Raw genomic sequence first — 6,592 nt, forward strand, 5'->3', positions numbered from 1 at the left:
GACGCCGCGGCATCCGCACCGCGAGAACTCAGGGCCACGGCCCGTCGAGATCCTTCCCGGACGAGCCGAAGCTCGCCACCGGAGCACCGCGCGCACCCCGCCGACCGGGTGCAGTATCGAACCAACCACGACGGAGGTCCCCGTGCCGAACCCGCCCCAACGTCAGGTCACCATCGCCCAGGTGGCCGAGTACGCGGGCGTCTCGCAGGCCTCGGTGTCGCGAGTGCTGAACCGCAACACGACGGTCGACCCCTCGATCTCCGCCAAGGTGCTCGACGCGATCGACAAGCTCAACTACTCCCCCAGCCAGATGGCGCGCAACCTCGTTCGAGGTCGGAGCAACACCGTCGCCCTCGTCGTGCCGGACCTCGAGAACCCCATGTTCCAGGGCGTGCTCAAGGGGCTCAGCCGTGAGGCGGAGCGCGACGGCTACCGCGTGCTCGTCGCGGACACCGCCGAACGCGTCGGCGACGAGGAGGTGATCGCGGCCGAGGCCAGGTCCCGCTGCGACGCCCTCGTGCTCGTCTCCCCCCGCATGCCCGCCGAACGACTCGAGACCCTGCTCGCACGATCGGGTCCGATCGTCGTCGTGAACCGCCCCGTCGGCAGCGACCCGGCGGCCGAGCTCTCCATCGACTACGCCCACGCGGCCGGCTCGCTCGCCGAGCACCTCTTCTCGCTCGGGCACACGCGCATCGCCTACGTCGCCGGCCCTCCGCAGTCCTACGCCGACGGGCTCCGCCGCCGAGGCCTCGCCGAGTTCGTCGCCCACCACGCCGACGCGCACATCGACGACATCGCCGGCGGATCGCAGATCGAGGACGGCTATCGCGCCGCCGAGCAGGTGCTCTCCTCGGGTTCGACCGCCGTCGTCGCCTTCAACGACCTCATCGCCCTCGGCCTGCTGGCCCGGCTCCGCGAGCTGGGCGTCGACGTGCCGGGAGAGCTCTCGGTCGCCGGCATCGACGACGTTCCGCTCGCCCGGTTCGCCGCACCCCCGCTCACGACGATGTCGGTGCCGCGGGTCGAGCTCGGAGCGCAGGCGTGGCGCCGCCTCCGAGACGCGATGGCCGGCACGCCGGCGACGCATCCGCTCTCCTACCGCGCCATCCTGCAGGTGCGCGGCAGCACCGGCCCCGCCCCCGAGGCGACCGGATGGCTCTCCCCCGGCCGCCCGATCCTGCGCATCGGCGACCGGGTCGTCGCCCGGTACGAGGAGGGGCGCACGATCGACTCGGTGCTCTCGCCGCGACCGTACCTGCACCCCGTCGAATCGCTCGGCGGCGTGCGGGTCACCGACGTGCACCCGACCGACCACCTGCACCACTTCGGCATCGGCGTCGCCCTGCCCGACGTCAACGGCACGTCGTACTGGGGCGGGCGCACCTACGTGCAGGGCGTCGGGTCCGTCATGCTCGAGAACCAAGGGCTCCAGCGTCGGGACGGGCTCGACCTCGTCGGCGACGCGTTCGTCGAGCGCCTCACCTGGATCGACGAGCGCGAGGTCGCGCACCTCAGCGAGGTGCGGCGCATCACCGGCCGGCAGACCAGGGTCGGCGAACGCGACGCGTGGATGCTCGGCTGGCGGTCGACCCTCGCCGCGAACTTCGGCGCCCTCCGCCTCGGATCGCCGGCCACGAACGGCCGGGACGGCGCCGGCTACGGCGGACTCTTCTGGCGCTTCCCCAAGTGGGAGGCGACGGTCGTGACCCGCGACGGCGTCGGCGAGGCCGCCGCGCACGGCTCCCGCTCGCCCTGGCTCGCGGTCGTCGACTCCCAGCGCCGCGTCACCGTGCTGCTCGCGCAGCCCGCCGACCGGGAACCGCTCCCCTGGTTCGCCAGGGTGTCGGAGTACCTCGGCGTCGGTCCCGCCATCGCGTGGGAGCACGAGGTGCACATCCCCGAGGGGGGCCGGCTCGAACTCGGCGTCGACGCGCTCATCGTCGATCGCATCATCACCGACCCCGTCGAGCTCGAACAGCTCGCCGCCCGCCTCGGCGAGAGCGCGAACGCCGACATCGAGGGGCTCGACCTCAAGCCGGCGCTCGCGAATCCGAACGGGCTCCGCGACCCCGACGCCGCCCGATGACGGCCGAACGGACCCTCCGGGTCGGCATCGCCGGCATCCACGGGCACGGCGCCGGCCACGTCACCACGGCGCTCGAGCTCGAGCGCTCCGGCCGCATGCGGCTCGTCGCGGTCGCCGACCCGCGACCTCCCGACGCGACGCTCGACGGCGTCGCCGCCTACACGGACACCGAGCGGATGCTGCGCGACGAGGACCTCGACGTCGTCGTGCTGTCCACCCCCATGCACACGCATCTGCCGCTCGCCCATGCAGCGCTCCACGCCGGAGCCCACGTGCTCCTCGAGAAGCCGCCGACGCCGACGCTCGCGGACTTCGAACGCCTCGTCGCGGCATCCGAGGGCACCGGACGGGCCGTGCAGATCGGGTTCCAGAGCCTCGGCTCCTCGGCCGTCGGCGCCGTGCGCGAGCTCATCGCGGCCGGCGCGATCGGCGAGGTCTCCGGATACGGCGCCCTCGGCACGTGGCCGCGCACCGAGCAGTACTGGCGGCGGGCACCGTGGGCGGGCCGGCGCACGCTCGACGGCGTGCCGGTCGTCGACGGGGCGGTCACGAACCCGCTCGCGCACGCGATGGCCACCGCGCTGGCGGTCGCCGGGGCCACGACGACGTCGGATGTCTCGGACGTGCGCCTGGATCTCCACCGCGCGAACGACATCGAGGCCGACGACACCTCCTCGCTCGTCGTCTCGCTCGCCGACGGCGCGAGCGTCGCCGCAGCCCTGAGCCTCACGGCCGCCGAGCGCGCCGAGCCCTGCGTCATCGTGCGCGGCTCCGAAGGACGCATCGTGCTCTGGTACACCCTCGACCTCGTGCAGGTGCTCCCGCTCGGCGCGCAGCTGCCCACGACGACCTCGCACGCCCGGACCGGCCTGCTCGCGAACCTCGTCGACCACGTGCGCGACGGCGCCCCGCTGCTCGTTCCGGCCGCCTCGACGGGCGCGTTCATGCGCGTGCTCGAGGCCGTGCGCACCGGCGAGCCGGCGAGCCCCATCGACCCTCGGTTCATCGACCGGGTGAGCGATGCCGACGGCGACCGGCGCGTCGTGCGCGACCTCGAGTCGTGGTCGGAACGGGTCGTGCTCGAAGGGCGGACGTTCCGCGAACTCGGCGCGCCGTGGGCGGGCGACGCCCCCGCCTGAGCGGGCCGGCTTCCCGACCGCTACGCCGCGTCGCCCACCGCGATAGCCTCGGCCTCGACGAGCGCCGGCTCGGCCTCCCCGTCGACCCGGCGCAGCGCCCGGTGCCCGACGACGACGATGAGCGTGGCCACCAGCACCGAACCGGCGGCGGCGTAGTACGGCGCCTGCGGTGAGATGAGGCGGGCGAGCTCGGCCGCGGCCGGCGGGGCCGCCGCGCCGCCCAGGAAGCGCACCGCGGAGTAGGCGCTCGAGGCGACCGAGCGCTGCAGGTCGGTGGCCTCCATGACGCATTCGGTGAGCACGGTGTTCAGCACGCCGAGCACGAGCCCGCCCACGATGATCCAGACCACGAGCCACTCGGGCGACTCGATCGACAGGCCCGCCGCGACGAGCACCACGGCCAGGAGCGGCAGCGCGATGCGCAGGACGAGGGTCCGCGGCATCCGGGCCGTCAAGAGGGGTGCGACGAAGACCGAGGTGACCGCCAGCGCGACGCCCCACCCGAAGAAGGTGAAGCCGAGGCCGAGCGCATCGAACCCGAGGGGGAACGGCGAGTAGGCCAGGAGCACGAAGAACCCGATGTTGTAGAACAGCGCGGCGGCGGCGAGCACCGCGAGCGCTGGTCGCCCGAGTGCCCGGATCGGGGCCGAGAGCCTCGTCGGCTCGGGCTTCGGGTCGTCGGGCGCGCCCTTGAGGAGCACGACGATCGCGATGAAGCCGACCGCCATGAGCACGGCCGTGCCGAAGAACGGGCCACGCCAGCTGAGGTGGCCGAGCAGGCCGCCGAGCAGCGGCCCGATGGCGATGCCGAGTCCGAGGGCGGCTTCGTAGAGGATGATCGCGGCGCCCGAGCCGCCCGACGCGGCGCCGACGATGGTCGCGAGCGCGGTCGAGATGAACAGCGCGTTGCCGAGCCCCCAACCGGCCCGGAAGCCGATGATCGACTCGACGTTCTGCGAGAGCCCCGCCGCCGCCGCGAACACGACGATGATGCCGAGCCCGATGAGGAGGGTCTTCTTCGCGCCGATGCGGCTGGAGATGTAGCTGGTGCCGAGCATCGCGATGCCGGTCACGAGCAGGTAGCTCGTGAAGAGCATCTCGGTCTCGGTCGGCGTGGCCTGCAGGCTCTCGGCGATGGCCGGCAGGATCGGGTCGACGAGGCCGATACCCATGAACGCGATGACGCTCGCGAAGGCGACGGCCCAGACGGCCTTCGGCTGCTTGAGGATCGATTCGGATGCCGCGTGCCCGGCGCTCATGCGACGTCTCCGGCCATGCGCGCGGCGCGGGCCCGCTCGAGGCGGGAGCGCACGATCTCGACGGATGCGGCGAGCGTCGCGACCTCGTCGTCGCTGAGGTCGTCGAACGTGGGCTCGAGCACCGCGGCGATCTCCTCGCGCCACGCGTCGAGGGCGGCGATGCCGCTCGGGTCCGCGGAGATGAGCCAGGCGCGGGCGTCGCCGGCGTCGGCGATGCGGCGGACCCAGCCGCGCTCGTCGAGGGCGCGCACGAGCTTCGTCATCGTGGGCTGGCTGACCCGGCTGACCCGCGCGAGCTCGCCGAGCCGCATGGGCCCGAGGTCGCGGAGCACGGCGATGGTCCGCCAGATGGCGGGCGACTCGGTGTTGCCGCTCGCGGATGCCGCGAGGCGGGTCAGTCGGCTGTTCACGGAGACGAGGTCGCCGAGCACGGTGCGAAGTTGCTGGGTCATGCGAACGATTATACATAGCCAAGCTATATAAGCTGCCCCGGAGACGACGGATGCCCCGCGGCTCATGACGAGCCACGGGGCATCCGTGATTCAGGTGACGCAGGTCACCTCAAGCTGCAACCCTCTCGCGAGGGCGGCGATCACTTGAGGGTGACGGTGGCGCCGGCGGCCTCGAGGGCCTCCTTGGCCTTGTCAGCCGTCTCCTTGTTCGCGCCCTCGAGCACGGCCTTCGGAGCACCGTCGACGACGGCCTTGGCCTCGCCGAGACCGAGCGAGGTGAGCTCGCGGACGGTCTTGATGACCTGGATCTTCTTGTCGCCGGCAGCCTCGAGGATGACGTCGAACGAGTCCTTCTCCTCGACCTCTTCGGCACCGGCACCGGCGCCTGCGGCACCTGCGACGGCGACGGGAGCGGCCGCGGTGACCTCGAACTTCTCCTCGAACGCCTTCACGAACTCGCTGAGCTCGACAAGCGTCAGACCGGCAAACTGCTCGAGCAGCTCTTCAGTGGTGAGCTTCGCCATGATGTATCTCCTAGATGTTTGGGGTTTTCAGAACGAGATCGTCGGGCGCTTACGCGGCCTCGGCGGTCTCCAGCTTTTCGCGAAGCGCGTCGATGGTGGCGGCAGCCTTGCCCATCGTCGCCTTCATCATTCCCGCTGCCTTCGCAAGCAGAACCTCACGGCTCTCGAGCGAGGCGTACTTGTTGACGTCGTCGGCGTTGAGGGTCTTGCCCTCGAAGACGCCGCCCTTGATCACAAGATTCGGGTTCGCCTTGGCGAAGTCACGAACGGCCTTTGCGGTGGCGACGAAGTCGCCGTGCACGAAGGCGACGGCGGACGGACCGGTGAGGTCGTCGTCCAGCGTCGAGATCCCCGCGTTGTTCGCGGCGATCTTGGTCAGCGTGTTCTTCACCACGGCGTAGTTCGCGTCCTGACGGATGCTGTTGCGCAGCTGCTTGAGCTGGGCAACCGTCAGGCCGCGGTATTCGGTCAGCAGAACGGCGGTCGAGCTCTCGAACAGGTTCGTGAGTTCGGCAACCGAGGCTTCCTTGTTCGCCATGGCCACTCCTTGTGTACTCGACATGCAGCGCGGTGGCGGTGCACGGCTTCGGATCGCGGCTCGGGAGGCGAGGTGATGCGGGCAAGAAAAAAGCTCCGGCGCAGTTGCGCGGAGCCTGGCCCGATTGCATCGGAAAGTCTTCGTCACACCTGCGCGGGCCCTTGCTTTCGCAAGACTTCGGTCGCGGATCTCTCGATGCGCGCGACAACCAGCGGTCTTCGGCTTCGGCACACATTACCGGATGCGGCGCGCGCGGCCAAATCGCGCCGGTCGACGCCGCCCGACGGCACGTGCGGACGGCCGACCCGCGCCCGCCCGGAACCACCCCGCGCGCCGGCGCCCGAGTGCGCGATCGGTGCCCGAGTGCGCGATCGGCACCCGAGTGCGGAATCGGTACCGAGTGCGAATTTGGTGCTCGAGTGCGACCTCGGCGCCCGAGCGCGGAATCGGCGCCCGAGTGCGCTTTCGGTACCCGAGTGCGAGATCGATGCCCGAGTGCGGAATCGGTGCCGCCGATCGTGCACTTGAGCGCCGATTCCGCACTCAGGCGGATCGGGCGGCGTGCGCGAGGTGGGTGGGCCGGGCGGGGCG

Annotated in this window: 6 protein-coding genes; 2 read left to right on the forward strand and 4 right to left on the reverse strand. The window is 71.5% G+C overall.

Annotation, left to right across the window (positions count from 1 at the left end; translation table 11 throughout):
* Window positions 1-142 precede the first annotated feature (142 nt).
* Window positions 143-2,089 carry a DUF6807 family protein gene (locus tag GQQ92_RS16315; RefSeq protein ID WP_157000366.1) on the forward strand — a complete coding sequence of 649 codons (1,947 nt, stop codon included), beginning with the start codon at window positions 143-145 and terminating at the stop codon, window positions 2,087-2,089.
* Complete coding sequence (locus GQQ92_RS16320; RefSeq protein WP_157000367.1) at window positions 2,086-3,228, forward strand: Gfo/Idh/MocA family protein; 1,143 nt, start codon at window positions 2,086-2,088, stop codon at window positions 3,226-3,228. Before GQQ92_RS16315 ends, GQQ92_RS16320 begins: the two co-directional genes overlap by 4 nt.
* A gap of 20 nt (window positions 3,229-3,248) precedes the next feature.
* On the opposite strand, the gene GQQ92_RS16325 is transcribed toward GQQ92_RS16320, so the two are convergent.
* From GQQ92_RS16325 to rplJ, 4 genes are all read right to left on the reverse strand, one after another.
* Complete coding sequence (locus tag GQQ92_RS16325; protein ID WP_157000368.1) at window positions 3,249-4,487, reverse strand: MFS transporter; 1,239 nt, start codon at window positions 4,485-4,487, stop codon at window positions 3,249-3,251.
* Complete coding sequence (locus GQQ92_RS16330; RefSeq protein WP_157000369.1) at window positions 4,484-4,939, reverse strand: MarR family winged helix-turn-helix transcriptional regulator; 456 nt, start codon at window positions 4,937-4,939, stop codon at window positions 4,484-4,486. Before GQQ92_RS16330 ends, GQQ92_RS16325 begins: the two co-directional genes overlap by 4 nt.
* A gap of 140 nt (window positions 4,940-5,079) precedes the next feature.
* Window positions 5,080-5,463 (reverse strand): 50S ribosomal protein L7/L12, encoded by a 384-nt coding sequence (rplL, locus tag GQQ92_RS16335; RefSeq protein WP_157000370.1) that lies wholly within the window; start codon window positions 5,461-5,463, stop codon window positions 5,080-5,082.
* 49 nt (window positions 5,464-5,512) lie between these two features.
* On the reverse strand, window positions 5,513-6,001 hold the full coding sequence (gene rplJ, locus GQQ92_RS16340) for a 50S ribosomal protein L10 (protein WP_157000371.1): 489 nt from the start codon (window positions 5,999-6,001) through the stop codon (window positions 5,513-5,515).
* Window positions 6,002-6,592 lie beyond the last annotated feature (591 nt).

Origin of the sequence: Agromyces terreus, assembly GCF_009749465.1 — a bacterium.
GTDB lineage: Bacteria > Actinomycetota > Actinomycetes > Actinomycetales > Microbacteriaceae > Agromyces > Agromyces terreus.